This is a genomic window from Phycisphaeraceae bacterium (assembly GCA_015709595.1).
Lineage (GTDB): Bacteria > Planctomycetota > Phycisphaerae > Phycisphaerales > SM1A02 > CAADGA01.
Window position 1 is genome coordinate 3,581,086 of record CP054178.1, and the last position, 23,922, is coordinate 3,605,007.

Below are 23,922 nucleotides of genomic sequence, written 5' to 3' on the forward strand. Positions count from 1 at the left end.
GCGACCGCATCACCGGCCGTGATCGGAACGTTCCTACGACATCCCCTTGCGGAACGCCGTATGGCGGAGACGCCACAGGAAGAAGAGCGTTCCGCCGGCCATGAGCACCGCGCTGACGAGAAAGACATCCTGCGGCTGCGTGCCGAAGAGCGGGCGGATCATCCAGTAGATGAGCGACGCCAGGGTGAAGAACCCGAAGCTGACGCAGTTGGCGGTTCCCAGGAAGCGGCCCCGCTCATCCCGCGGCGACAGCTTCTGCAGGAGCGCCTGCAGCGGGATGATGTAGAACCCGCTGAAGAAGCCGCAGCCGAAGATGAGAAACGACACGTTGCTCAGCAGCACGCGGAAGGTCGGCGACGTGCCGTACACCGCGGGCGGCGCCAGCGCCAGCAACGCACAGAACAGCGTGATGCCCGCCCCACCCACCGGGATCAGCCGGGGCTCGATCCGATGACCGGAGATCAGCCCGGCGGCGGCGCACCCCAGTCCGATGGCCACGGCGAGCACGCCCAGGAGCATCGCCGCCTCTTCACGCGACACGGCCAGCACCGTGGTGTATTCGGGCACAATGAGCAGAGCCAGCCCGGCCAGCAGGTAGAAGTACCCCCAGGCCATCGTCACCATGAACAGCGGGGTCTTGAGCATTTCCCGGAACGCGAAGATGTACGTCGAGAACGGGTTGGGGTCGTACTTCAGCCCGGGGTCGCCTGGTTTGAGCCGGGGAATGGCCAGCGCGGCGGCAAGACCCAGCACCGCCACGCCCACCATCGCCGCGCCGGGAAGCCAGAGCATGGGCTCCCGTGCCGGCCCGCCGGAAGGGTCCGGCTGGGGCGAGTACCGATCGCTGATCATCCCCGACACCAACGTGCCCAGAATGACCGCGATGTTGGTCATCATGTTGATGGCGCCGTTGGCGCGGCTGAGGTCGCCTTCGGCCACAACCTCCGGGATCATGCCGTACTTCGCCGGTCCGAAGAACGCGCTCTGCGACGTGAGCAGCACCAGCGACGCCAGCGTCACCCACAGATTGCCGGTCCAGAACCCCACCAGGGCCACGAAGGCGATGGGAATCTCGATCAACTTGACCAGCATCGTCACCCACTGCTTGCTGTGCCGGTCGGCGAACTGCCCCGCGTAGCCCGAAAGCAGGATGAACGGCAGCGAGAAGCAGATGCCCACGATGCCCTGTCCACCCGTCCCCAGATGGCCCTGCCAGGCGCCGTCGATCACCATGAAGACGAGGATTCCCTTGAGGATGTTGTCGTTGGCCGCCCCGAAGAACTGGGTGACGATGAGCGACAGGAAGCCGCGTTTGAGAAGGTTGCTGCGCATGAACGGCGACAGCATACCGGAGGATGGGCTTCGAGGGCGGACGGCCACGTCCCGGGCGCGGCGACGACCTTCGACTTCGCGGCATGACGTGGTGCGGTGATGAGGCCGCTCGGCTCACGCCGCGGCGTTCTTGGCCATCGACAGCAGTCGATCCATTGAATCGTCGTCGATGGACTGGGGGGTCATGCCCGCCAGCGGGTAGCGTCGGCAGAGGGCTTCCCCCAGCGCCAGCGGGTCGGCCACCACCAGGAACACCGGCACCCCGATGAACTTGGTGGCGAAGCGCAAGGCCCGGCGCAGATGCCGCGCCGTGGTGGCCATCATCAGTTCTTCGCCGTCGAAGCGGATCGGCAGCACCCGGAACTGCCATGCCTGCCGACGCGTCACGAGGTCGAGGGCTCGATCCTCGAATGTCTCCACGCGGGGGTCGAGGCGGCGCGTCAGGTGCAGATACTGCACCTCCCAGGCCTGCTCGATCACCTCCGGCTCGACGTGGAAGTGACGCTCGCAGATCACCCCCAGCGGCTCGTGGGTGACTCGCTGGAGTCGGAGGGCCTCCTCCAGTTGCGATGTCGTGAGCACGCCCCGACCGACCAGCACATCTCCAAGTCGAACCTGCATGGGATGTTCGCCTCCGTGCGCCGCACATGGATGAACGCGGCGATGGGTCATCGGCGGGTTCGCCCGTCCCATGCAGCCGGTGGACGAATCGACCGGCCGCAAGAGCCCGTTTCGCGCGACCATGCCGGTAGGTCAAGCCCGGCGGAGTTGCGCGGCGAACCGCAAGGGTTTCCTCGATGCGCCAGACGGCATTCGTGACGATCAGCGCCAAGCCCGACGCTGATTCGGACTCAAGCGTCCGTCGTCCATGCGGCGTCCGGTCAGAGCCGCTGCCGAGGGCTGGCGACCCGTCCACCCCGCCGTCCGAGAACTGACACCATTCCCCGCCGCGCTACGCTTGGGCCATGCACGAGCGGTTTCGTGATGCGCTGCTGGACCGGTGGGGTCGGGTGATCGCGCGTCGGCCTGGTTGGACCGTGGCGGCATGCCTGGTTCTGGCCGTTCTCGGGTACGGGCTGGCGGCGCTCACCCTGGAGTTCCGATCCGATCGCAGCGACCTCGTCGCCTCGGACCTGCCCTGGAACGCCCGGTATGCGGCGTACAAGCGGAACTTCCCCCGCTGGGATGACATGCTGGTCTGCCTGGAAGGAGCGGCTGACGACGCCGTCGTGGATGAACTCGCCCGGCTTGTCGGAAAACGGCTGCAGGACACGCCGCAGGTGCGCACGGCGGACGCGGGGTTCGACCCGCGAGAGGCCCCCCGCCTCTTCCAGGCCGCCCCGGGCGATGACTTCCGCGAGGCGCTCGATGGCCTGACCACGCTCAAGGCGATCACCGCGGCGGGGCACGTCAACGCGGCATTGGCCGTCGCCCTGCGTGAGCGGCGGACGACCGACGCCGACCAACCCGCCGCCGTTGAGACGATCGAGGAACTGCTCGACCCCTTTCTGAAGGCGATGGCGGGCGAGCAGGCCGACTTCGAGATGCCAGGAGAGAGCCGGGCGACGTGGCAGCCGATGACCACCGGCTCGGGACGAATCCGCCTGATCTTTGTTCAGTTCGACGCGGCTCTCGCCCCGGCGGACGTGGTCGAGCGCGTGGCGTGGCTGCGCGGCCAAGTCCGGGATGCCCTGGCGAGCACCCCGGATGGGCGGCGCGTGTCCTGGGGCGTCACAGGCATCCCGGTGATCGAGGCGGATGAAACGCGGCAGAGCATCCGCGATTCGACCCTCACGTCCATTCTCGCGTTCGCACTGATTCTGATCTACATGTTCATCACACTGCGGGGGATCGTGATCCCCCTGCTGGCGGCGACGGCGCTGGCCCTCGGACTGGGCTGGAGTTTCGGGTGGGTGGTGGCGAGCGTGGGACACCTGCAGATCCTGTCGGTGTTCTTCTGCGTCATGCTGCTGGGACTGGGCGTGGACTTCGCCCTGCACGTGGTCGCCCGGCTGGAGCTGATCCGCAACGACGCCCAGTCGCTGGCGGAACTGGTGCCTCGTGTGATGCGATCCATTGGTCCCGGACTGATCACCGGGGCCTTCACGACCGCGGCCTCGTTCGTCGTCATCGCGCTGACGGACTTCACCGGCGCCGCGGAGATGGGACTGATCGCCGCCGGGGGCATCGTGCTCTGCCTGATCGCCGTGCTGAGCGCCTTCCCCGCCCTGCTGGCTCTGACCGGCAGTCGATGGAAGCGGTACATCCACCCCAGGGAAGGGGGCGAGGAGGCCGATTTCCTGCACACGCACCTGCACTTCGTCCATCGTCGACCCGGCGTCACGGTGTGTGCTGGCGTGGTCGTCCTCGCGGCGCTGGGTCTCGAGGCCTCACGACTGCGGTACGACCCCAATGTCCTGAATCTTCACCCGCCCGGCATCGAGTCGGTCGAATGGGAGAATCGGCTCATCGCGGACGACGCACGTTCGGCCTGGGCGGGGCTGGTGGTGACGACGCCGGACCGGGCCCCGGACCTGGTCGCCCGTCTGCGGGGCTCCGCGGAAGTGTCGGACGTGGGCGGCATGGGCCAGTTCATCCTGACCAATGGCGAGGAACGAACGCGCCTTCTGAATGAGCTGCGTGAGCGGGCGTTCCCGCCCCTGCCCGTCGGCGCCGGACCGGACGCGCTCGCCGCCCTGCTGGGCCAGGTATCGCGCGGCCTGGCGGAAGCGTCGAACAGCGCCCGTCAGCAGGGCCATCGAGACGAGGCCAGGGGGCTTGAACTGACGGCGCGGCGGATCGATGCCGTGCGCGAGCAGGCCGGAGCGCTGGATCGCGCCTCGCGCGAGAATGCCTGGCACGCTCTCAATGATTCGTTTCTCGCCTGGCGGGAGCGACAAGGCGCTTTCCTTGACGCGGCTCTCCGCACGGATCCGCTCGAGGCGAACGACCTGCCGACCGGGCTGCGCGAGCGCTACGTCGGCACGGATGGACGCTGGCTGCTGCTGGTGCAACCCGCGGTGGTGGACCAGTCCATCCTCTCACCGGAGCGGCTGGCGCTGTTTGTCGGTGCTGTTCGCGAGATCGCGCCCGAGGTGCTTGGTCCGCCGGTGCAGATCTACGAATCCAGTCGGCTCATCCAGAACGCCTACATGCAGGCGGCGCTGTACGCCCTTCCGGTCATTCTGCTGATCCTTGTGCTGGACTTCCGTTCGCTGACCGACGCCGTCTGCGCCCTGGTGCCGGTGCTGGTGGGCTTTGTCGGCGCGTTCGGGATGATGGTGGTGGCGGGTTTCCCGCTCAACTTCGCCAACATGATCGTGATGCCCATGATCCTCGGCATCGGGGTGGACGCCGGCGTGCATGTGGTTCACCGCTGGCGCGCGGAGCCGGGCGGGCGACCCGCCGGGCTCAGCGGCGGCACGGGACGCGGCATCACCATGACCATGCTGACCACGATGATCGGCTTCGCGGCGCTGATGATTGCGCGTCATCGCGGCATCCAGTCGCTCGGGTTCGTCATGGTGGCGGGTCTGGCGACGACGCTGCTGGCCTCGTACACCATCCTGCCAGCGCTGCTGCACCTGCGCGGCGGCCCGCGGATGTCGGCCGATCAGCCCGCGCCGCCCCAGAGCTGAGCCATCGCCTCGCGCGGCTCCAGCCCGTTGATGCGCAGCCGTGCGCCCTGCGCCAGCAGTTGACTCACCTGGGGCCGCCCGACGCGGGTGCGGAGCGTCACGCTCGTTCCGTCGTAGGCGCGGTCGAGCACCTCGGTGCGCTTCTCCAGATAGTCGATGGTCCGGCTGTCCGACAGCGGCGCCTCGATGCTCACCTCCACCAGCCCGCCGAGCATCTTATCGCGCACGACCTCGCGCAGCCGATCCAGACCGATCCCCTTGGCGGCGCTGATGGGCAGGGCGTGGGGGTCGCGCTCCAGCCAGCCGGACAGCACGGCCGGGTCGGGCAAGACATCGACCTTGTTGAGCAGCAGCAGACGCGGCTGCGTCGTGGCCTCGATTTCGTCAAGGGTGCCGGAGACGGTCTCGAGCTGCTGTTCGGCCCGCGGGTCCGTCACGTCCAGCACGATCAGCAGAAGGCGCGCGAAACGGGTCTCCTCCAGCGTGGATCGGAACGACGCCACCAGGTGATGGGGCAGATCGCGGATGAAGCCGACGGTGTCGGACACCATGGCCATCATGCCGCCGCCCAGGTTCCATCGCTCCACGCGCGTGGAGAGCGTGGAGAAGAGCCGGTTGTCGGCGTAGGCCCCGCCCGAGGTGAGTCGATTGAAGAGCGTGGACTTGCCGGCGTTGGTGTAGCCCACCAGCCCGACGGTGAAGTGATCCATGTTGCGCGTGGCCACCTCGCGCGTCTTGCGGGCCTCGATTTCCGCCAGTTCACGGCGCAGCTGCGCCTTGCGGCGCTGCACGATGCGGCGGTCGATTTCGAGCTGCTGCTCGCCGGGACCACGTGTCCCGATGCCCACCGGCGCACCGCCCACGATGCGCTCCAGGTGCGACCACATCGCCCGCAGGCGCGGGTAGGTGTATTCAAGCTGGGCGATCTCCACCTGAAGCTTGGCGGCGTGCGTGGTGGCCCGGTTGGCGAAGATGTCGAGGATCAGCTCGCTTCGGTCGATGACCTTGCACTCGGTCTCCTCTTCGATCGCCGCGATCTGGCTCGGCGCCAGGTCATTGTCGAAGATGAGCAGTTCCGCCCCCCGCTCCTTGACGAATGAGGCCAGTTCCTTCACCTTGCCGGTGCCCACGTAGGTGCGTCCGGCGGGCTTGCGCCGGCGCTGCGTCATCTCGCCCACCACCACGGCCCCGGCGGTTTCCGCGAGTGAGCGCAGTTCGCTCAAGTCCTCCTCGCCCTTGTGCCGCGGGTCGGTCAGGATGACCTGCACCAGCACTGCGCGCTCGGCGGCGACCTGTAGTTGTTCCCGCATCGGCTGCGACATCGGGGAGAATCGTAGGCGAACGGGCGGCCATCTCAGGACGCTCCGGGCGCGGGCAGGGCATGGCGATGATGCCGGTGAGCCGATCAGGCGTCGCCGGGCGAATCGGACGCTTCCCTGGCGCGCCGAAGGTGATCCTGAATCAGCGCCCAGGCGGCCTCGTCCGCGGCCTTGTCGCCGCGCTCCGCCTGGTTGCAGCAGACAAGCACCGCCAGGTCGCGAGCGGGCGCAACCCAGACCACGGCGTACCAGAGCGTGTTGCTCCCGGCGTGGGTGAGCACCCAGCGGTGATCCGCCGGACCGGCCCAGTCGCGCTGGGCGCGCACCCATCCCATGGCGTACTCGCCGTCCGCAGGCGTGTGAAGACGACGCAGCGTTTCGGGACGGAGCGTCACGTCGCCGATGCTGACTGCCTCTCCGGCGAAGCCGCGCAGGTGCACGGTCACGTATCTGGCCCAGTCGGCGAGGGACAGGTGAAGGCGCCCGGCGGGAGACAGCACCGGCGGGTTGTCCCCCCCGCGACCATCGGCGGTCGGCTCCTGCGGACGCCCGCGACGGTCGTGGCCTCGCGGCTGGTCCAGTGTTCCCGGTGTGCCCGGAGCGCCGAAGGCGGCCGAGGTCATGCCCAGCGGCTTGAACACCAGTTCCGTCATCAACTCTTCGTAGGGCTTGCCCGCAATCGACTCGCACACATGGCCGGCGACGGCGAATCCCGCGTTGGAGTAAATGAACCTTGTCCCCGGCGCGGCCTGGGGCGGCTTGCGCGCCACCTCTCGAAGCATCAGCCGTCTGGCCTCGACCGGGGCGCCCCGGTGGGACCAGAGCCGCTCCCACAAGCCATCCTGATTGAGGTCGGCGGGGAATCCGCCTCGATTCGTACACAGCTGCTCAACCGTGACGCGGCGAAAGTCTTCGTGCATCTCGTCGGCCAGGTCCGGAAAGGCCTCCGCCAGCGTTGTCTCCCAGCGAAGCCGTCCCTGCTCCACGAGAATGGCGCAGAGCAGCGCGGTCATGGCCTTGGTATTCGAGCCGATGTGCCAGTGATCGTCGATGCTCACGCGCACATCCGATTCAGCCGCCCGCGTGCCCACGGCGCCCGCGGCTTCCAGTCCGCGCGACGTGAGCACCGCCGCCGCCAGGGCAGGAACCTTATTCCGCGCGCGGATGGGCTCCAGAAGGTCATCGAGAAGCCGCACGCCTTCGGGCGGCTGGTCGGTCGCGATGACGACATGCCGCGCCGGGTCGCGCCGAAGGGCGAACGCGGCGGCCTTCGCCGCCCATCCGATCACGATGAGGGCGACCACCGCCACGACGATCTTGAAGATCCATGCCATCATGCCAGACACCTCCCGCGCGTGCTCCCAGGCCGTTCCGCTGATGAACGCCGATGATCCCTATCGGGCTCGTACTCGACTCGACACGTGATCGAACGTGCCGCGTGAAATTCCCCGCCTGTTCTGTCGGCTTTCTATCTTCCGGGAATCGGCTCGTGCATCTCCGGGGCCTGCTTTGAACCGTGCGACGAACCCTGAAGATGATGAATCACGTCATTGTCATCATCCGGTGCGCGGGGCTCAAGCACGTACTCGCGCCCGCCCCAGCGGACGGGACGGCGGGCCTTCAGATCGCGCGCACCCTCGAACATGATGCGGGCCACGTGCCACGCCCCCCACGGCTGAGCCAGCACCGCCCAGCCGGGGGAGCGGCCCAGACGGTACACGATCGACAAGGCCCCCGTCTTGAGCAGCCATCCAAGCCCGGACGCGATTCCAAGGGCCAGCGCCCATCCGACCGCGCCGATCGCCAGGGCATGAATCGCCATCCCGGCCGCCGCCAATCGCAGCACGGGGTCGCACACGGCGTTGACCATCAGCCGCCCGCCCACGCGGCGAAGCCGGTCGGGCTTGCGCTTGCAGGCCTCGATGAAGATGCGCTTCCATCCCTCACGGAAGGCGGGAAATGAGTCATACATGGCGCACACCAGCATGCCGCCATCGAGGAACACGCCGCTGGTTCCGCCCCGTCGCCGCACGTAGCGGGCGAAGGACATGTCCTCCAGCAGGTCGTCCTTCACCGTGACGTGCCCCCCGATGCGCTGGTAGATATCGCGCGAGAAGAGCATGAACTGCCCGTTGGCGAAGCGGCGCTTGGTTTCAGCCCGGTTGACGCGGTCAAGCGGGTACATTCGCAGCAGGGTCATCGAGGCCACCGGCTGCACCAGGCGCTCGAACGGCTCGTGCGATGTGAGCGTGCTGAGCAGGGAGAGGAAATCCAGTCCGCGCCCCAGCGCCATGCCCACCGAGGCCCGCACCAGCGACGGATGAAACTGCGTGTCCGCGTCGGTGAACAGCAGCCAGCCGCCGGCGGCGCGCTCCGCCCCAAGCCGCGCGGCGTTGCACTTGCCCGCCCAGTCCGGGGGACAGGAGTCATTCTCCACGATGGTGATGCGACCATCCCGTTCGGCGAATGGACGCAGCCGTTTCAGCGTGTCATCCGTGCAGCGATCGAGCACGTAGATGATCTCGAGGTTCGGATAGTCCTGCGCCGTCAGTCGCCGGGCGCAGTCCTCGATGACCTGCTGCTCATTGTGCGCCGGCACGATGATGGAGACCTTCGGCCACCCGCCCGGCGGCTGAGGCGTTTCGAGCCCGACGCGCACCGACGGAGCCGCCAGCATGGCGCGGATGACGCGCACCAGGACCACCGCCCAGTACGCCGCCGACACGCTCGCCAGAATCAGGATGAGCCAGCGCAGGATCTCGGTCAACTGTGTCATGCCGTCGCGCTACCCTGCCCGGCCCGTCGCGACCGATCGGGCCACGCCCGATATCCGCGCGATCCGCCGCACGCCGATCGTTGGAATGATAGTCGGGCGGTACGATCCATCCATGCAGGATTCCGCACCTTTGCTCGTGTTCGACCGCGCCGGCTGCCGCGCCGTGGACCGTGAGTCGATCGAGATGTTCGGCATCCCCGGCATGGTCCTGATGGAGAATGCCGCCCGCGCGCTGGCCGAAGCCGCCATGTCGATCCTGCATGCGAGCACTCGGAACGACGCCGGGCCGGCGTCAAGGGGAGTGCTCATCGTGTGCGGCCCCGGCAACAACGGGGGTGACGGATACGCCGCGGCGCGGCATCTGCACAACCGGGGGGTCGCCGTGACGCTGGGGCGCTGGGGAACGCCGCGGCAAGGCACGGACGCGCGGCTCAATCATGATGTCTGCGGTCGCATGGGGCTTCCCTTCCTCGATCTCGACGCCGGGTTTCCCGTGGAATCGTTCGGGCTCGTCCTCGACTGCCTGCTGGGCACCGGACTGGATCGACCCGTGGAAGGACGCGCCTTCGAGATCATCGACTGGATGAACCGTTCAGGCGTTCCAATCGTCGCGGCGGACCTTCCCTCGGGACTGGACTGCGATTCCGGCGAGCCATTGAGAGCCGCCATTCGGGCGGCGACGACCGTGTCGTTTGTCGGATGGAAGCGGGGTTTTCTCAATCCGCGATCGCGCGACTGGACGGGTCGCGTCATCGTCGGCGACATCGGAGCGCCGCGCGAAGTGCTGGCGCGGCATGGGCGGCGGTGGTCGCCCAGTCCGGCAACTGACGAAAAGTCCGGTTGATGCCGCCAATCGTCTTGGCGATCGCAACGCCGATCCCTACGCTGTCCCGCATCCGCGACCCCCGCATCCGCTTCTCGCGCACTCCTGTTCTTCTCCCCATGTACCACGCCCTGCTGAGCAATCGCTACCTGACGACGCGGGTGATTCCGCTGATTGCGGTGGCGGCGGTCGCCCTGTGCACCGCGCTGGTGATCATCGTGGTGAGCGTGATGAGCGGGTTCGTGGACATGATCCGCAACGCGGGCAAGACGCTGATGGGCGACGTCATCGTCAGTCGCCCGATCCACGGCATTCCCAACTACGAGCGGCTCATCGCGGAAATCCGCGCGCTGCCCGCCGCCGCCGAAGCCAGCCCGGTGGTGGATTCGTGGGGGCTGCTCAAGATGCCCTACGAGGACACCGAGGTGGTGCAGGTGTGGGGCGTGGAGCCCAGATCGTTCAGCGCCGTCACGTCGATGGACAAGGCCCTTTACTGGCGTCCGCCCACCGATGCGCAGTGGATGGCGGCTCTGCGCAACGCAACGCGGGAGCTGTGGGAGCTTCCGTCGTTCTTCACCAGGGAGGAGCGCGAGGAAATCGCCAGGTTCACGCGCGACCCGATGCGCTCCGCGTTGATCGGACTGGCCCCGCCCGAGCAGCGCGCCGCCATCCGCGACCTGCCCCTCGATCAGTTCCGCGCCAGCTTGCCGGGTCTGGTCGGCGAGTTCGGCTGGCAGGATCTGTGGCTCCGCGAGCCGCGGCTGCGGCCGGAGAGCGAACGTCATCTTGACCTGCGTCGCCTGCTTGAATGGGGGCGTCAGCTGCGCGCGCCGGACGGCGGACTGGACGCCATCATCACCGGGATTCATGTCTCCAAGGCCAACGAGCGCCGCAGCGACGGCACGTATCGCGTGCTGGCCCAGGGATCGCTGTGGATGCCCGCGCAGCAGGTGACGCTCACCGTGCTGCCGGTCACCGACCGCGGCGCCGTCACCGACCCGCAGAGCCGCATCCTCACCGTGGTCAACGAGGCCCAGTTCGGGGTCTTTCAGATCGACGACAAGCGCGTGCTGGTGCCGGTGGAGCTGCTGCAGCGCATGCTCGAGCTCGACGCCTCGGAGATTGTCGATCCGAACACGCTGGACCCGGAGACGGGCGAGCCAATGGTGATCGGGCGGCGCTCGGCCCGGGTGACGATGATTCTCGTCAGCGCCAAGCCCGGCTTCACGCCTCAGCAGCTCAAGCAGCAGGTGGAGGAGGTGTATGCACGGCTGCAGACCGCCATGCGGGCCGAGCGCGTGCCGGACGCCCTGCCTGACCGCCTGTTCGTGGGCATCAAGACGTGGGAGGAGCAGAACGCCCAGATCATCGGCCCGGTGGAGAAGGAGCGCAATCTCATGCGCATTCTCTTCTCCATCATCTACGTGGTCTGCGCCGGGCTGGTGCTCGTCATCTTCTGGGCCATCGTGTACGAGAAGACCAAGGACATCGGCATTCTCCGCTCGGTTGGCGCCTCGCGCGTGGGGATTCTCTGGGTGTTCGTGCGCTACGGGCTGGTGGTGGGCGTCATCGGCTCGATCATCGGGCTGGGGCTGGCGTACCTGGTGGTGCGGAACATCAATCACATTCACAATGCCCTGGGTGAGCCGTTCCCGGCGTGGATGTGGGGCAGCGTGTACGCCGCGGCGGCCGCCGCGCTCATCATCACCGGCTGGCTGGCCACGCGCGGGAGCATTCTGCCCGTCATCTCGATGCTCCTGGCGACCATCGCGTTGTTGGGCGTCGGGGGGGGCATGATGGTTCATCCTGGGTTCCTCGTGTGGGATCCCAAGGTGTACTACTTCACCGAGATTCCAAGCCGCGTGGACTTCGTCAGCGCCGTCGGCACCATGCTCGGCGCCGTGGTGTTCAGCGTGATCGGGGCGCTGATCCCCGCCGCCCGCGCCGCCGACTTCGATCCCGTCGCCGCACTTCGATACGAATGACCACGCCCAACCCCTCATCCCGACGCTCAAGCAACGGCGCGGCAGCGGCCATCGACGCCTCACCCGTCGTGCTGGAAGCGAAGAACGTCCACAAGACGTACCGGCTGGGGCGCGTTGATGTGCCGGTGCTGCGCGGGGCATCTCTGAGCGTGCGTGAAGGCGAGTGGGTGGCGGTGCTCGGCGCCTCCGGCTCGGGCAAGAGCACGCTGCTGCACCTGCTGGGGGATCTGGACCGACCCGACGCGGGCAAGGGCGCGATTCAGTCCAACGGCACGCCGCTTCACGCCATGACCCACGAGCAGCGCAGCCGCTACCGCAACGACCACGTGGGCTTCGTCTTTCAGTTCTACCACCTGCTTCCGGAACTGTCGGTGCTGGAGAACGCGATGCTGCCGGGCCTGGTGCGGGCGTCGATCCGTTCTCGGAGGTGGTGGGCGATGGTGATCGTAGTCTCCGGCCTGGTCATGCTGGCCGCCTGGATCGGTGCGGCCGGCGCGCTGGGGCTGGCGGAGGCGATCGGGTGGAGGCCGGGCACCGTCCTGGCGCTGGTGGGCGGCATCGGGTTCCTGGCGGGCGCGCTGGTCGGCCCCTCGATCGTCACCGAGGTCGCCACCCTGCTGGGTCGCTTTCGGCCCGGCTACGCGGAAACCAAGCGTCGCACTCGCGACATGCTCGAGGCCTTCGGGCTGGGACACCGGCTCACGCATCGACCGCGCGAACTCTCCGGCGGCGAGCGCCAGCGCGTGGCCATCGCCAGGGCCCTCGTCAACGGACCGCGCATCCTGCTGGCCGACGAACCCACCGGCAACCTGGATGAAAAGACCGGCGGCGAGATTCTCGACCTGCTCGCCGAACAACACCGCCGGGGGCTGACCATCGTCATGGTGACGCACGACCGAACCGTGGCGGCGCGGGCCGACCGCATCGTCGAAATCCACGACGGCCGCGTCGTGTGATCGCCCCGTGCCGTGGGGCTGGTCGTTACAGATTCCCCCGCCGCGCCTGCTCCAGCTCCAGGGCCTCGAACAGGGCCTTGAAGTTGCCCTTGCCGAAGCTCTGGCTGCCGCGGCGGCAGATGATCTCGAAGAACAGCGTGGGCCGGTCCTGGAGCGGCTTGGTGAAGAGCTGCAGCAGATAGCCCTCGTCGTCGGAATCAACCAGGATGCCCAGCTCGCGGATGCGGTCGTGGTCTTCCTTCACCGCTTCGTGCCCGTGCTGCCGCAGCATGGTGTTCACGCGGTCCCATACCTTGTCGTAGTAGGCGTCGGGCAGGGTGAGGAAGTCCACCCCTCGGCTGCGCAGGGCGGCGATCGAGTGCAGCTCGTCATCCGTCCGCAGGGCCAGGTGCTGCACGCCGGGCGTGTTCTGATGCCAGTCGAGGTATTCCTGCACCTGGCTCTTCTTCTTGCCCTCGGCCGGCTCGTTGATGGGCATCTTGATCAGGTTGTTGCCGCTGGCCATGACCTTGGACATCAGGGCGGAATACTCGGTGGAGATGTCCTTGTCGTCAAAGTGCTTGAACATCGAGAAGCCCAGCACGTTCTCGTACCACCGGACCCAGTGATTCATCCGACCGAGTTCGACGTTGCCGACCAGGTGATCCACGTACTTCAGCCCGCAGGGGTGCTTGCGGTTGTAGTCGTTGATCGCCAGCACGGCGGAGTTGCCGCCCCCCTCGAGTTTGCGGAAGCGCGGCTTGAACAGCCCTCCCTGCTTGACGCGGTTGAGGTCATACGCGCCGGTGCGGCTGACGAAGGAATGCACCACCCGGCCGTAGGTCTTGATGCCGGCCATGGTGACGCTGCCGTGTTCATCCTTGAACGTGCGGGGCTCGTAGGCCGACTCGCCGCCGTTGCGGACGGCCTGCTCCCACGCCTTTTCGGCGTCGAACACGGTAAAGGCCACGTCCTTCACGCCGTCGCCGTAGATCGCCACTTCCATCGACGCGGGGTGGCTGGCCGTCAGCCCGCTGGTCAGGATGAACCGGATGTTGCCCTGCGTGAGCAGGTAATGGGCGGCGTCGCGGTACCCGGTGGTCAGGTCGCCCACCTGCTCGATCTGGAAGCCGAAGCAGTGGGCGTAGAAGAACGCCGCCTGCTTGGCGTTGCCGACGTAGAACTGCACGTGATCCACATCGATCAACTGCAGGGGATCAACCTCACGGGTCATTGAGACAACCGGCGACTTGGACTGGGCGGTGGTCATGGCTCACTCCGTTGATGGGGGGATCATCCAATGCTATGCGCCACGGGTCCGTTTCCGGGTGCGTGGAGAGAGGGGAATCGTCCGTGCTTTGACAGCCACCCCATCCGGACGGTAGGGTGTCATCCTTCCGGCGCGGATCGACGCAGCGCGGGATCAGCACGCCGAGAATCTCCAACCATCGCCCGAGGTGCACGATGTCGCAGTACCCGCCCATGCAGCCGCACGGATTCACCCCACGGGAGGCCCCCGGCGCTACCGCCGGGCTGGTGCTGGGCATCTGCTCGCTGGTGTTCAACTTTCCGCTGGTGGGGTTGATCCTGGCCTGGGTCGGGTTCACCAAGTCGAAATACGCCAAACTCCTGTGCGAGTCCAATCCGGGCGTCTATTCCAATGGCGGCGTGGCGACCGCCGGATACGTCGTCAGCATCATCGGACTCATCCTGGGAGGGCTGGGCACGCTCTGCGGCTGCGGCTACATCATCTTCGTCGTTCTGGCCATCGCTGGCGGGGTCGCGGCCGGACCATGAGCCGCACCGCGCGACCTCTCGCTGCAGGTGCGCATGAACTGCTCGAAGATCGCCTGCCCGCCGGCGTGGTCGTCCGTCCGCTCCGGATGCCACTGGACGCCGAGGTAGAACGGTCTCGCGGGGTCGCGTACGGCCTCGATCACGCCGTCATCGGACATGCCGCACACGCTCAGTCGCCCGGCATCGACGATCGCCTGCCGATGATGACTCTGCACCGGCGCCTCGAACGCTCCCCAGCCGAGGTCGCCCGTGACCCGGTGAATCAACCTGCCCCAGTGTCTTGCCGCCCGCGCGGCGTCGGTGTCGGGCATGTGCTGATCCATCCGTCCGCCCGCGTGAAGCGACATCATCTGCATGCCCAGACAGATGCCCAGAACAGGTCGTTCCCGGTGCGCGATGAGCGCCTCCAGCAACGCCAGTTCGAATGCCTGCCGATCGGGATGAACCGGCCTGGCCTTGGGGTGCGTGGGGACGCCCCAGCGCTCCATGATCGGATCATCCCCTCCTGTGAAGACGAAGCCGTCGAGCCGATCCGCGCAGGTCGCCGCGACTGAAGGAAGACACGGCAGGTGCACCGGCAACCCCCCCGCTCGCTCGACGCGCCGGGCCGTGTGGATGGCGACGATGCAGCGTTCGCCGTCAAAGTCGGACGTGATGCCGATGCGGGGTGGTGACATGCGGTCGCGTCATCTCAGGTACAGGCCGGGAATCGAACGGACTGGATTCTACAATCGACCGCCGCATCCTCGAACCATCAGCATCGGAGTACCCGCCACGTGAGCCAGCAGCCCGGCATGATCGACCCGGATCGATTAGACGCCTCATTGCAGGCGGCGATCGACGCGCTCTTCTCGCTTCAGAAGCCCGACGGTCACTGGTGCGCGGAGTTGCAGGGTGACTCAATTCTGGCCAGCGAGTACCTGCTGATGAAGTTCATCCTGGGCCAGGAGAACGCGCCCATGCGCGACGGCAGGACCGCCGCCGAGGTGCTGCCCCGCATCGCCAACTGGATGCGTTCGATGCAACGGGCGGACGGCACGTGGGGACAGTACCCCGGCGCGTCGATGGACGTGAGCGCCACCGTGAAGGCGTACTTCGCACTCAAGCTGCTGGGCGACGACCCGGATGCTCCGCACATGACCGCGGCCCGCGAGGCCGTTCGCAAGGCGGGGGGTGCGGAACTGTGCAACAGCTTCACCAACTTCTATCTGGCCTGCCTGGGGCAGATTTCGTGGAACGCCGTGCCAAGCATTCCGCCGGAGGTCATCTGGCTGCCGCGCTGGTTCCTCTTTCACATGGACAAGGTCAGCGCGTGGACGCGAACCATGATCCTGCCGCTGGCGCTTGTGTCCGCGCTGAAACCCACGCGGCGGCTGCCCAGGCGGCTGGGGATCGACGAACTCTTCATCAGCCAGCGGGATCGGCATCGGCTCACATTCCTGCATCGACCCGAAATCGAGGAGCAGGGGTTCTTCAGCGCCGCCACGCTCTTCCGCATGGCCGACAAGACCATCAAGTGGGCGGAGCGGCTGGGGCTGACGCCACTGCGCCGCATGGCCATGCGTGATGCGCTGGCATGGATCCTGGAGCGCAGCGGCGCGACCACAGGCGCCGCCACCGACGGTCTGGGGGCGATCTTCCCGCCGATGGTCTACATCCAGATCGCCCTCAACGCGCTGGGTTATCCGCGGCACGACCCCATCGTTCGTCACGCCGAGCGGGAGCTGGATGCGTTCTTCATCGAGGCGGGCGAGCACATCCGCATTCAGCCGTGCTTCTCGCCCGTGTGGGACACCGGCATCGCCCTCTACGCCTTGTGCGACGCGGGCCTGGACGCCTCGGACCCGCGCATCGAACAGGCGGCCGCATGGCTCCGCTCCAACCAGTGCGAACACGTCGGCGACTGGGTGCGCAATCTCAAGCCGCAAGATCAGGCCAGGTATCTCGTCGGTTCGGCCTGTCCCAGGTTTCCACGGGAATCCTGGACGCCGGGTGTGGAGGCGGGCTGGACAGCATCGGCGCACGCTCTTGTCACTCCACCGCCGCGCCCCAGGCCGCCCGCGGGCTGGTGCTTCGAGTATCACAATGCGTGGTACCCGGACGTGGACGACACGGCGATGGTCGCCATGGCTCTTCGACGCGCGGGCGGCGCGGCGAACCACGAATCGGCCCGGCGCGGCGTCGAGTGGATTCTTGACATGCAGAATGATGATGGCGGGTGGGCCGCCTTCGACCGCACCGTCGATCGACCCATTCTTGAACTCATCCCGTTCGCCGATCACAACGCCATGCAGGATCCATCCTGCCCGGACATCACGGGACGCGTGCTGGAATGCCTGGCATGGCACGGCTATACGAAGGATCATCCGGCGGTCGCCAAGGCCATTCGCTACATCCGATCGCGTCAGGAGCCGGACGGCTGCTGGTTCGGCCGCTGGGGCGTGAACTACATCTACGGCACGTGGCAGGCGGTGATCGGACCGATCCGCACGGGGGTGCATCGCGACGAACCGTGGGTTCAGCGGGCGGGCAAGTGGATCAAGTCCATTCAGCAGCCGGACGGCTCGTTCGGCGAATCGGCGGACACCTACGAGATGCCCATCGCACGCGGCCAAGGTATTCCCACGGCGTCGCAGACCGCCTGGGCGTCGATGGTGCTCTTCGAGATCTTCGGTCCGCATGACCCGGATCTGTCGCGGGCCATTCAGTGGCTGATGAAGACCCAGATGACCCCGGAGCAGGCCGCCAACCGCGCATGGAACGTGGATGGCGATCGCGCCGGCTCGTGGCGAGAGCTGGAGTACACGGGCACCGGATTCCCGCGGGTGTTCTACCTGCGCTACCACCTGTACCGGCTCTATTTCCCGCTGATGGCGCTGGCGAGATACCGCCGGAGCGTGAAGCCGCTGCCCGGCGGGCTGCCGCACCTTGCCCGGATGCGGGTTCCGGTACCGGCGGCGGGATGACGCACGGCCGGTTCCCCGGCTCGAACAGCCCGACGCCGATTCGCTCACGCCATCAGCCCTTCGGCGGCATGGGAGCACGCCCCGGAGTCGTCGGCGGCTCTCCTGCGGCGAGGTCGTTTCGCGTGGTTCGGCTCCAGAGCGGTACGCCCGCGCGATACGAAGCCCGTCCGATCAGGTGCGAGGCGATCGGCGCGGTGGCGAAGAAGAACAGCACCACCATCATGGCCTCCACGGCGACGGCCGCCGAACCGAAGTGAATCGCCGCCGCCAGCACCACGCAGACGACGCCGAGCGTGCCGGCCTTGGTGGCGGACTGCATGCGGGTGTAGAGATCGGGCATCCGCACCACGCCGACGGCGGCCAGCAGCCCGAAGCCGCAGCCCAGCAGCACCAGCACCACGATGATGACGTCGGCGATGGTCATGGCGCCTCCCGTCGCTCCAGGTAGATGGCGAACGCCGCGGTTCCGAGGAAGAGAATCAGCGCCGCCACCAGCGCCACCGCCAGCAGTGAGAAGTTGCCGGTGACGATCGAGAAGACGCACAGCACACCCACCGCGAGAAAGCCGACGAGATCGAGGGCCACCACCCGATCGGCCAGGGTGGGGCCGGCGACCACGCGCCATAGCGAGGCCAGAATCCCCAGCCCGAAGGCGCCGCCGCCCACCAGGAACAGCCAGTGCGTGGGATCGCCGCCGGGAGGGATCATCGCGTCACCTTGAGAATGCGGCGTTCGAAGCCGTTCTTCACGGCGGCGATCGCCTGGGCGTCGTCCTCCACGTGCATGAAGTGAACGAACATCGCGCTGCGGTCACGCGACACGTCGAGCGTCAGCGTGCCGGGCGTCAGCGTGATCAGCGAGGCCAGCAGCGTGATCTCGGTGTCGGTCAGGTCCGGCTCCAGCGGCACCCGAAGCACCGCCGGACGCAGCGTCCGCAGCCGCGACACCGTGTATCGCGCCACGCGCAGATTGGCCAGCATGAGTTCGTAGAACGTGAAGCCGGCCAGCTCCGCCGCGGCCATGGTCCGTCTCGCGTACGCGGGGCGCCGTCCGCCGGGGCTGCACAGCCAGAGCACGATGTAGCCGATCACGAAACCGATGAGCAGGTTCGACGGCGTGAAGGGGCCGATCAGGGCAGCCCACAGCAGCGCCATCAGCAGGTTGGTCCCCAGCGTCATGGCTCACCTCCACCGACGGGTCCGGCGCCGTCCGACCCGGACGATTCGCCCGGCGGCAGGACCGCGCCGATGTAGATCGAGGAATCGAGCAGTTGTCCGGCCGTCTCACGAGCCAAGCGGTAGACGGGCGAGGCGCCGACGCCGATCATCACGCTCAGCAGCGCCATGGCCGCCACCGGCCCGCGCATTGCCGCCCGACGATGCCCGGTTGGCGCCTCAATTCCATCGGTCCTCGGCCCCGTGGTCGCGGGTTCTCCCCAGAAGGCCTCGGACCAGATCTTGGTCATTGACAGCAGCGTGAGCAGACTCACCGCCAGCGAGACGGCGACGATGACGTACGCGCCGGTTTCCAGCCCGCCCCGCACCAGCGCCAGCTTGGCCCAGAAGCCGGAAAGCACGGGAATGCCCGCCAGGGACAGGGCGGTGACCAGGAACAGTCCCGCCAGGGCGGGATGAGTCCGGATCAGCCCTCCCAGGTGCTTCAGTTCCGTGGTGCCGCGATCCCGCAGCACCACCCCGCTGATGAGGAAGAGGTTGGTCTTCACGATGATGTGGTGCAGGATGTAGAACACCGACCCGGCCAGAGCGATGCCCGCCGCGGCCATCGCCCGCTCCGTATCCTGCGACGCGCCGCCCAGCACGCGGATGGCGAGCCCCAACCCCATCAGCATGTAGCCGATCTGGCTGACGATGTGAAACGAGAGGATGCGGCGCATGTCGTTCTGCGCCACCGCCCCCAGCACGCCGCTGAGCATGGTGAACCCGGCGACGACCAGCAGCGCCTCTCCGAGCAGGGCGTGCTCCTGGTCAAACAGGAGCGTGGCGGATCGGATGATGGCGTACACCCCCACCTTGGTCAGCAGGCCCGCGAAGAGCGCCGACACCGCCGGCGGCGGCGTGTGATACGAAGCCGGCAGCCAGAAGAACACCGGAAACACCGCCGCCTTGATGCCGAACGCCACCAGCAGCAGCGCTCCCAGCGCGGTCGCCAGACGTGGATCGTTCAACCCGTCCAGTCGCTGCGCCAGGTGCGCCATGTTCAGCGTGCCGGTCGTCGCGTAGATCAGCCCCACCGCCGACAGGAAGAGGATCGACGAGACCAGATTGAGCGTCACGTACTTGATGGACCCTTCGAGCTGCGCCCGCTCGCCGCCCAGCGTGAGCAGCACGAAGGATGAGAGGAGCATCAGCTCGAACCAGACGTAGAGGTTGAACAGGTCGCCGCTGAGAAACGCGCCGGAAACGGCCGCCAGAAGCGACAGCACGAGCGGATAATGCCCCTGCGCCGCGCGGCGGTCATCGGTCGCCCCGATCGAATAGACCGTCACCGCCAGCCCCACGATGGCGCCCAGCAGCACCATGATGGCGGCGAACAGATCAGCCACCAGCGCGATGCCGTACGGGGCGGCCCATCCGCCGACCTCGACCACCTGCACGCCCTCGCGGCGCACCATCGCCAGCAGCGCGACCGCCATGCCGGTGACCGCGGTCATGGTGGCCGTCGCCAGGGCGGCCTGCAGGCGCGCCCGCCCCCACGCCGTTACGCACAGGGCGGCGGCCAGCATCGGGAGCAGAATGGGCAGCGTCAGCAGCATTGATCAGCGATCCGTGGTGGTGAACGCCGCCAGGTCGTCGGTGCCCACGTCCTGGTAGGCGCGCTGGATCAGCACAATGGTGTATCCGACGATCCCGAACCCGATCACGATGGCCGTCAGCACCAGCGCGGCCGGCAGGGGATCGCTGTGCGGCTCGGCGGGCAGCATCATGCCCGCCTCCACCAGCGGGGGCCTGCCCCGCACCGGGCGTGCCGAGGCGTAGATGAGCAGGTTGGCGCCGTGACTGATCAGCGCCAGTCCGATCACGAGTTTCACCAGACTGCGCCGCAGCAGCATGTACGAGCCGGCGGCGAAGAGGGCCCCCACGCTAAGCGCCAGCAGCAGGTTCATGTCGCGACTCCTCCAGTGAAAGCACCATCAGCAGCGTCCCGCCCAGAACCACCAGGAACACACCCACGTCGAAGAGCAGCGGTGTGCCGGCCTTGAGCGCCTCAGGGAAGCCCGGCGGACGGAACGACAACCAGAAACCGTGCAGGTACGCCGCCCCGGTCAGCAGACCCGGAACACCGCTGAGCGCCGCCAGCAGCAATCCGGCACCGATCATCCGCTTCGGGTCGAGGCGCAACAGACGGCGCGCCTCCGTCCCGCCGTGAGACAGGGCGTAAAGCGAGTAACCCGCCGCCGCCAGCAGGCCGCCCACGAAGCCGCCTCCAGGTTCGTTGTGCCCCCGAAGCAGCACCACCAGCGACAGCAGCACCATCACGGGCAGCAGCACCTTGGACGCGGTCCTGAAGATCAACGAGTTCACGACGCCCCTCCCTTTCCGTTCGGCGAGCCGGCACGAAGCCGCAGCAGCGTGAATACTCCCACCGCCGCCACGCCGATCACGAAAACCTCGCCCAGCGTGTCAAGCGCGCGGAAGTCCACCAGGATCACGTTCACCACGTTGCGGCCGTACGCTTCCGGCACGGACCGCTCCACGAAGTAGGTCGAGACGGTCTCCGGCTGCGGTCGTGACGCCGCCATCAACGTCAGGGCCGCCATCATCGTGCCGACGGAGCCGGCGATCACGCCGTCCACCAGTCGCTCGCCCCGGCTGGTCAGATTGCGGTACCTGGGCAGATTGAAGATCACCAGCACGAAGATGATGACAACCAGCGTCTCCACCGCGAATTGCGTCATGGCCACGTCGGGCGCGCCCAGCAGGGCGAAGAACAGCGCGATCACGAACCCCACCACCCCGATGACCGCCACCGAGGCCAGCGCGGTTCGCTGCATGGTCGAGGCCGCCGCGGCGCTGACGATCGCCAGCACCATGGCTCCGTCAAGCCATGACTCGGGCCAGTGAGCCGCCGAGGCCAGATCAACCGTGAGGTGGCTGCGAATCAGCGCCGCCACGCCGACCCCCAGCGCGGTCAGGAGCGTCACGCGCAGATAGGCGCGCATGCTGCCGTTCTGCAGCAGTCGAGTCTGCGCCGTCGCCAGCCGGAGCAGCCCCGCGAAGAGACCCTCGTACCACCTCGCCGGACCAAGCCGGGCGACCTCGTCCAAGGGAGCACAGGCCCGCGCATAGACGCCCCGGCCCATGAACAAGCCGGCACCCGCCAGCAAGGCCGCGATGCTCAACCAGGTGGCGGTCGTCGGCGGCCAGAGCAGCCCCACCGCTCCGAGTTTCACCGCCGGGGGAGCGCCGCCCTCGATGGACCCCGCCGTGGCGCTCACCAGCGGTTCGGCGAAGAGCCCCGGCGCCAGCCCGGCCACCACGCCGCCCACCGCGAGGGCGATGGGGCCGAGCAACTGAAGCCAGTCGGGATCGTGTCCAGGCGTTGCGGCCGAGGCGCGGCCCAGGAACGGCATCACGCCCGCCAGCAGCGCCGCCATCACGGTCAATACCGCGCTCAGGACCATGCCGGCCGTCAGGGGCGCCGCCCACATCACGTGCTCCAGCCCCGCCTTGAGCATCAGTTCCTTCCCGACGAAGCCCATCAGCGGGAACATGCCCGCCATGGACAGCGCGCCGCCGATCGCCGCGGCGAAGGTCAGCGGCATCGATGTTCGCAGTCCGGCCAGCCGGTGCGGCTCTTTCTCCCCCGTTTCATGCGTGATCGACCCGGCCACCAGGAACAGGCATCCCTTGAACATGGCGTGGGCCAGCAGGTAGGCCGCCGCCGCCTTGGCCGCCCCCAGTCCGATGAGCATCATCATCGTGCCCAGCGAACTGACGGTGGAATACGCCAGGATGCGCTTGAACTGGGTCTGGCGTGTGGCGAGGAACGCCGCGGCGAGCATGGTCGCTCCGCCCACGATGACGAGCGAGTGATCCCACAGGGCCGTACCGCCAAGCACGGGGTGCAGCCGCGCCACCAGGTACACGCCCGCCTTCACCATGGTGGCGGAATGCAGCAGCGCGCTGACCGGCGTGGGGGCTTCCATCGCGCTGGGAAGCCAGAAGTGAAAGGGTGCCATGGCGCTCTTGGTGAACGCTCCCAGCAGCACCAGGACCACGATCACCGCATAGTGCCCGTGCTCACGAATCGGCGCGTCCAGAACGCGACCGATCTCGAACCCGCCCGCCGACACGCCCAGGAGCACCAGGCCGGCCAGCAGCGCCAGACCGCCCAGCCCCGTCACCAGCAGCGCCTGCAGCGCGGCCTTCCGGGCGGCAAGGCGTTCGTGCTCGAAGCCGATCAGCAGAAAGGACGTGATGCTGGTCAGCTCCCAGAAGATGAAGAGCAGGATCAGGTTGTCCGCGAGCACGAGCCCCAGCATCGCGGCCATGAATCCGATCAGCGTCGCCGCAAATGTGCCCAGCCGAGGATGCTCCCGCAGGTATGAGGAGGCGTAGAACACCACCGCCCCCCCGATGAAACAGATCAGCAGCGCGAAGAGCAGGGAAAGACCATCCAGTCGAAAACTCATGGCCACGCCCAGTTCGGGCAGCCACATCCACGACTCGACCTGCGCCGTTCCCGACGCCACCGCGGGCAGGTGCGCCACGAAGGCGCACCCAAGCAGCACAATGACCGTCGCCATCGCCGGCAGCGCGAACCGGGGCGACCATCGCCACGCCACGGGGGCGATCACCGCCAGCAGCGTCAGGATGCCGATCGAAGCCGTCATCATGAAGTCGCTTCCTCACCCGGGACACCTGTCTCGGGCGCTCCTCGAGGCCCGCAGCCGTCACTTCGCCGCGGCATTCCGCGCCGGATGCACCTGACCACGCACCCGACGACGGACCGCGTGCTAGCGTACGACGCTTGGCGTTCCACGCCAACGCCGCGAGAGCGATCATTGGTCGCGGCGCCGGCCGCCCCGGTCACCAGGCCGATCCGCGTCGTACGATGACGCATGCGCATCACCGTGCTGCTCTTCGCCCACCTGGCAGACGCCTTCGGTGTGCGCTCGTTGTCGCTGGACCTGCCCGAGGGAGCGATGGCGGGCGACGTATTGGAGGCGCTGATCCGCCGCGCGCCCCAGGCGGCGCCTTTCCGTGATCGTCTGGCGGTGGCCGTGGATGAACGCTACGCGCCAGCCGATCAGCCGCTGCGCGAAGGAGCGGTCGTGGCGGTCATTCCGCCGGTCAGCGGAGGATGATCGCGCGTTCTCTCAGATCGCGC

General features: G+C 67.6%; 21 protein-coding genes. 7 read left to right on the forward strand and 14 right to left on the reverse strand.

All coding sequences use genetic code 11. The annotated features are described in order from the left end of the window. Positions 1 to 33: 33 nt before the first annotated feature. Together HRU76_15200 and HRU76_15205 are read right to left on the reverse strand one after the other, a co-directional pair. Positions 34 to 1,332, reverse strand: a complete 1,299-nt coding sequence (locus tag HRU76_15200; GenBank protein QOJ18849.1) for an MFS transporter — start codon at positions 1,330 to 1,332, stop codon at positions 34 to 36. Between the two features lie 114 nt (positions 1,333 to 1,446). Beyond that, a complete protein-coding gene (locus tag HRU76_15205; GenBank protein QOJ18850.1) occupies positions 1,447 to 1,953 on the reverse strand; it encodes a hypothetical protein in 507 nt (168 codons plus the stop codon). Positions 1,954 to 2,297: 344 nt separating this feature from the next. Here HRU76_15205 and HRU76_15210 point away from each other — a divergent pair, with 344 nt between their 5' ends. Continuing rightward, positions 2,298 to 4,970 (forward strand): MMPL family transporter, encoded by a 2,673-nt coding sequence (locus HRU76_15210; protein ID QOJ18851.1) that lies wholly within the window; start codon positions 2,298 to 2,300, stop codon positions 4,968 to 4,970. On the opposite strand, the gene hflX is transcribed toward HRU76_15210, so the two are convergent. From hflX to HRU76_15225, 3 genes are all read right to left on the reverse strand, one after another. Further along, positions 4,946 to 6,292 carry a GTPase HflX gene (gene hflX / locus HRU76_15215; GenBank protein QOJ18852.1) on the reverse strand — a complete coding sequence of 449 codons (1,347 nt, stop codon included), beginning with the start codon at positions 6,290 to 6,292 and terminating at the stop codon, positions 4,946 to 4,948. The genes HRU76_15210 and hflX overlap by 25 nt on opposite strands. An 83-nt stretch (positions 6,293 to 6,375) precedes the next feature. Then, a complete protein-coding gene (locus tag HRU76_15220) occupies positions 6,376 to 7,626 on the reverse strand; it encodes a serine hydrolase (GenBank protein QOJ18853.1) in 1,251 nt (416 codons plus the stop codon). 131 nt (positions 7,627 to 7,757) lie between these two features. Continuing rightward, positions 7,758 to 9,065 carry a glycosyltransferase gene (locus HRU76_15225; protein ID QOJ18854.1) on the reverse strand — a complete coding sequence of 436 codons (1,308 nt, stop codon included), beginning with the start codon at positions 9,063 to 9,065 and terminating at the stop codon, positions 7,758 to 7,760. Positions 9,066 to 9,177: 112 nt separating this feature from the next. Between HRU76_15225 and HRU76_15230 the strand changes: the two genes are divergently transcribed. Genes HRU76_15230 through HRU76_15240 form a run of 3 tightly spaced genes read left to right on the forward strand, consistent with a single transcriptional unit; the run spans position 9,178 to position 12,829 of the window. After that, a complete protein-coding gene (locus tag HRU76_15230; GenBank protein QOJ18855.1) occupies positions 9,178 to 9,909 on the forward strand; it encodes an NAD(P)H-hydrate epimerase in 732 nt (243 codons plus the stop codon). Then, a complete protein-coding gene (locus HRU76_15235; protein ID QOJ18856.1) occupies positions 9,909 to 11,873 on the forward strand; it encodes an ABC transporter permease in 1,965 nt (654 codons plus the stop codon). The genes HRU76_15230 and HRU76_15235 overlap by 1 nt, the downstream gene beginning before the upstream one ends. Next, a complete protein-coding gene (locus tag HRU76_15240; GenBank protein QOJ18857.1) occupies positions 11,870 to 12,829 on the forward strand; it encodes an ABC transporter ATP-binding protein in 960 nt (319 codons plus the stop codon). The genes HRU76_15235 and HRU76_15240 overlap by 4 nt, the downstream gene beginning before the upstream one ends. A gap of 25 nt (positions 12,830 to 12,854) precedes the next feature. Here HRU76_15240 and hppD read toward each other — a convergent pair whose 3' ends face one another. Then, complete coding sequence (hppD, locus tag HRU76_15245; protein QOJ19211.1) at positions 12,855 to 14,042, reverse strand: 4-hydroxyphenylpyruvate dioxygenase; 1,188 nt, start codon at positions 14,040 to 14,042, stop codon at positions 12,855 to 12,857. Between the two features lie 230 nt (positions 14,043 to 14,272). Here hppD and HRU76_15250 point away from each other — a divergent pair, with 230 nt between their 5' ends. Beyond that, complete coding sequence (locus tag HRU76_15250; protein ID QOJ18858.1) at positions 14,273 to 14,605, forward strand: hypothetical protein; 333 nt, start codon at positions 14,273 to 14,275, stop codon at positions 14,603 to 14,605. On the opposite strand, the gene HRU76_15255 is transcribed toward HRU76_15250, so the two are convergent. Next, entirely contained in the window at positions 14,551 to 15,282 is a 732-nt protein-coding gene (locus HRU76_15255) for a gamma-glutamyl-gamma-aminobutyrate hydrolase family protein (GenBank protein ID QOJ18859.1), read from the reverse strand. The two genes, HRU76_15250 and HRU76_15255, sit on opposite strands and share 55 nt — an antisense overlap. A gap of 99 nt (positions 15,283 to 15,381) precedes the next feature. Between HRU76_15255 and HRU76_15260 the strand changes: the two genes are divergently transcribed. Continuing rightward, entirely contained in the window at positions 15,382 to 17,571 is a 2,190-nt protein-coding gene (locus HRU76_15260) for a squalene--hopene cyclase (GenBank protein ID QOJ18860.1), read from the forward strand. 52 nt (positions 17,572 to 17,623) lie between these two features. Here the strand turns inward: HRU76_15260 and HRU76_15265 are convergent, their stop codons facing one another. From HRU76_15265 to HRU76_15295, 7 genes are read right to left on the reverse strand one after another with little or no spacing between them, the layout of a single operon-like run. After that, on the reverse strand, positions 17,624 to 17,995 hold the full coding sequence (locus tag HRU76_15265) for a monovalent cation/H(+) antiporter subunit G (GenBank protein ID QOJ18861.1): 372 nt from the start codon (positions 17,993 to 17,995) through the stop codon (positions 17,624 to 17,626). Further along, positions 17,992 to 18,279, reverse strand: a complete 288-nt coding sequence (locus HRU76_15270) for a hypothetical protein (GenBank protein QOJ18862.1) — start codon at positions 18,277 to 18,279, stop codon at positions 17,992 to 17,994. The genes HRU76_15265 and HRU76_15270 overlap by 4 nt, the downstream gene beginning before the upstream one ends. Next, positions 18,276 to 18,749, reverse strand: a complete 474-nt coding sequence (locus HRU76_15275) for a Na+/H+ antiporter subunit E (protein ID QOJ18863.1) — start codon at positions 18,747 to 18,749, stop codon at positions 18,276 to 18,278. Before HRU76_15275 ends, HRU76_15270 begins: the two co-directional genes overlap by 4 nt. Continuing rightward, entirely contained in the window at positions 18,746 to 20,344 is a 1,599-nt protein-coding gene (locus HRU76_15280; GenBank protein QOJ18864.1) for a Na+/H+ antiporter subunit D, read from the reverse strand. The genes HRU76_15275 and HRU76_15280 overlap by 4 nt, the downstream gene beginning before the upstream one ends. Before the next feature lie 3 nt (positions 20,345 to 20,347). After that, on the reverse strand, positions 20,348 to 20,695 hold the full coding sequence (locus tag HRU76_15285; protein ID QOJ18865.1) for an NADH-quinone oxidoreductase subunit K: 348 nt from the start codon (positions 20,693 to 20,695) through the stop codon (positions 20,348 to 20,350). Continuing rightward, on the reverse strand, positions 20,673 to 21,113 hold the full coding sequence (locus HRU76_15290) for a Na+/H+ antiporter subunit B (protein QOJ18866.1): 441 nt from the start codon (positions 21,111 to 21,113) through the stop codon (positions 20,673 to 20,675). Before HRU76_15290 ends, HRU76_15285 begins: the two co-directional genes overlap by 23 nt. Further along, complete coding sequence (locus HRU76_15295; GenBank protein QOJ18867.1) at positions 21,110 to 23,428, reverse strand: DUF4040 domain-containing protein; 2,319 nt, start codon at positions 23,426 to 23,428, stop codon at positions 21,110 to 21,112. Before HRU76_15295 ends, HRU76_15290 begins: the two co-directional genes overlap by 4 nt. A 225-nt stretch (positions 23,429 to 23,653) precedes the next feature. Between HRU76_15295 and moaD the strand changes: the two genes are divergently transcribed. Continuing rightward, positions 23,654 to 23,899 (forward strand): molybdopterin converting factor subunit 1, encoded by a 246-nt coding sequence (gene moaD / locus HRU76_15300; protein ID QOJ18868.1) that lies wholly within the window; start codon positions 23,654 to 23,656, stop codon positions 23,897 to 23,899. Positions 23,900 to 23,922 lie beyond the last annotated feature (23 nt).

Excerpts from the sequence above, each read along its gene's own strand:
- HRU76_15255 (QOJ18859.1), bottom strand. The coding sequence starts at position 15,282 with ATGTCACCACCCCGCATCGGCATCACGTCCGACTTTGACGGCGAACGC.
- hflX (QOJ18852.1), bottom strand. The coding sequence starts at position 6,292 with ATGTCGCAGCCGATGCGGGAACAACTACAGGTCGCCGCCGAGCGCGCA.
- HRU76_15225 (QOJ18854.1), bottom strand. The coding sequence starts at position 9,065 with ATGACACAGTTGACCGAGATCCTGCGCTGGCTCATCCTGATTCTGGCG.
- HRU76_15265 (QOJ18861.1), bottom strand. The coding sequence starts at position 17,995 with ATGACCATCGCCGACGTCATCATCGTGGTGCTGGTGCTGCTGGGCTGC.
- hppD (QOJ19211.1), bottom strand. The coding sequence starts at position 14,042 with ATGACCCGTGAGGTTGATCCCCTGCAGTTGATCGATGTGGATCACGTG.
- HRU76_15230 (QOJ18855.1), top strand. The coding sequence starts at position 9,178 with ATGCAGGATTCCGCACCTTTGCTCGTGTTCGACCGCGCCGGCTGCCGC.
- HRU76_15275 (QOJ18863.1), bottom strand. The coding sequence starts at position 18,749 with ATGACGCTGGGGACCAACCTGCTGATGGCGCTGCTGTGGGCTGCCCTG.
- HRU76_15280 (QOJ18864.1), bottom strand. The coding sequence starts at position 20,344 with ATGCTGCTGACGCTGCCCATTCTGCTCCCGATGCTGGCCGCCGCCCTG.
- HRU76_15235 (QOJ18856.1), top strand. The coding sequence starts at position 9,909 with ATGCCGCCAATCGTCTTGGCGATCGCAACGCCGATCCCTACGCTGTCC.
- HRU76_15220 (QOJ18853.1), bottom strand. The coding sequence starts at position 7,626 with ATGATGGCATGGATCTTCAAGATCGTCGTGGCGGTGGTCGCCCTCATC.
- HRU76_15270 (QOJ18862.1), bottom strand. The coding sequence starts at position 18,279 with ATGATCCCTCCCGGCGGCGATCCCACGCACTGGCTGTTCCTGGTGGGC.
- HRU76_15295 (QOJ18867.1), bottom strand. The coding sequence starts at position 23,428 with ATGATGACGGCTTCGATCGGCATCCTGACGCTGCTGGCGGTGATCGCC.
- HRU76_15250 (QOJ18858.1), top strand. The coding sequence starts at position 14,273 with ATGTCGCAGTACCCGCCCATGCAGCCGCACGGATTCACCCCACGGGAG.
- HRU76_15205 (QOJ18850.1), bottom strand. The coding sequence starts at position 1,953 with ATGCAGGTTCGACTTGGAGATGTGCTGGTCGGTCGGGGCGTGCTCACG.
- HRU76_15210 (QOJ18851.1), top strand. The coding sequence starts at position 2,298 with ATGCACGAGCGGTTTCGTGATGCGCTGCTGGACCGGTGGGGTCGGGTG.
- HRU76_15200 (QOJ18849.1), bottom strand. The coding sequence starts at position 1,332 with ATGCGCAGCAACCTTCTCAAACGCGGCTTCCTGTCGCTCATCGTCACC.
- moaD (QOJ18868.1), top strand. The coding sequence starts at position 23,654 with ATGCGCATCACCGTGCTGCTCTTCGCCCACCTGGCAGACGCCTTCGGT.
- HRU76_15240 (QOJ18857.1), top strand. The coding sequence starts at position 11,870 with ATGACCACGCCCAACCCCTCATCCCGACGCTCAAGCAACGGCGCGGCA.
- HRU76_15285 (QOJ18865.1), bottom strand. The coding sequence starts at position 20,695 with ATGAACCTGCTGCTGGCGCTTAGCGTGGGGGCCCTCTTCGCCGCCGGC.